Origin of the sequence: uncultured Nocardioides sp. (assembly GCF_947488025.1) — a bacterium.
GTDB lineage: Bacteria > Actinomycetota > Actinomycetes > Propionibacteriales > Nocardioidaceae > Nocardioides.
Window position 1 is genome coordinate 1 of record NZ_CANKYS010000034.1, and the last position, 1,600, is coordinate 1,600.

1 protein-coding gene is annotated in these 1,600 nt (G+C 65.2%); it reads right to left on the minus strand.

Annotated features, from left to right (window positions below; all coding sequences use genetic code 11):
* Nucleotides 1–90: 90 nt before the first annotated feature.
* A complete protein-coding gene (locus tag Q1B24_RS21765; RefSeq protein WP_299933070.1) occupies nt 91–1,524 on the minus strand; it encodes an IS1182 family transposase in 1,434 nt (477 codons plus the stop codon).
* Nucleotides 1,525–1,600: the final 76 nt, after the last annotated feature.

Sequence of the window (1,600 nt, forward strand, 5' to 3'; positions counted from 1 at the left end):
GAGGCTGTCGCACGGATGGTCGCGGTGGCCGGACTACAAGTCGCCCGGTATCGATGGGGCCCGCGGGCTCCGGGCCCCGGGCTTGGCCCGTTAGGCCAGTCGGTAGACCTTGAGCAGGTTGTGGGTGGCGCAGATCAGCTTCCACTCACTGTCCGCGGCGCTCAGGCCACGTCGGGAGATGGTCCGGATACTTCGGTTGTGTTTGATCTGGGCAAAGACAGGCTCGATGCTCGGGGCTCTCTTCTTGTAGATCTTGCGGCCTCGCGGACTGTCCAGTCTGGCGATCATCGTGGTGGTCAGCGGGTCGGGGTCACCCGCGCGACGTCGTCGTAAAAGTTGGTTGACCCGTGCCCTGGTCACTCCCAGTTGCTCGGATGCTTCCAGCGTGTCGATCTCGCAGGACTCGACGCGGTCCAGGATCGCAGCACGGGCTTGCTCGGTCTCGGCGATCTTCTTCAGCTGCCTGGCTCGTCCTGGCGCAATGAAGGACTCCACCCCTTTCATGCCGACGTTCTCGACACTCCAGTAGCCCGCGTCCGCAACGACCCTGCGCACCCGGCGTTTCTCCCCGGCGGCATTGAGGTTCTTCTTCGCCGCGGTGACCATCGGCGCGTAGGCGGGGGCGTCCATCGCAATGTTGGTGACCTCGGCTGCGACTACGAACTGGTCGGTGGTCGCAACCGCCTGGGCGTTGTAGCCCTGAAGGTAGCCGTCCTTTGTCTTGAGCAGCCGGCTATCAGGATCCGTCAGGTTGGCCTGACGGCGTGACTTATGCGTTGCCGATTCCGGCGTGGGACGCCGACCACGAATCGGCTTGCCCGTGGCTGCTACTTTCTCAGCGCGCCTGGCCAAGTGCGCTTCGTAGGACTTCTCCGCAGCCTCAGCTTCGAGCTCGTCGAGCAGCGCCCGTAGCCGCTCCCGACGCCCACCCCGATTGCGCAGACCCGCGTCCGAGCCGTCGTGGTCGGCTGGAGTGACAGCGGCTTCGTCAGCATCCTCGGCTGCATCGGTCGCGGCGGCTTCGGTCAGGATCTCTTTGGCGATCTGCTCAGCGGTGCGACTGGCATCGCGAGACGCGTTCGCGTTCAGCTTCGTGCCGTCGATCGCGATCAGTTCGGGCCGAAGCAGCCCAGCGCGTGCGCACACCGCGAGGACCTGGCCGAACAGGCCTGCGATCGCGCTCTCGTGGGTGACCCGGAACCGGGCGATCGTGGCGTGGTCGGGCTGCTGGTTGGCCGCGACCACCCGGAAGGCGACGTCCTCGACCAGACGCTTCTCGATCTTGCGACTGGACCGCTCGCCCAGGCAGTAGGCATAGACCAGCAGCGCGAGCATCATCTGCGGGTCGTAGGCAGCTCCACCACGACCATCGAGCCGGTAGGAAGCGAGGAACAAGGACATGTCGAGCTCACCTACGACATCGATCACGAACCACGCCAGATGATCGTCAGGCAGCCACTCGGCCACCGACGGAGGCATCAACAGCAGCTGCTCGCGGTCGACCGGGGCGAAGTTGTAGGCCACGCCCAAATATTTCGACTCAACCCCGCAGCGCTGCTACGCCACGCCAAGCACGAGCCGATTCGTGCGACAGCCTCCG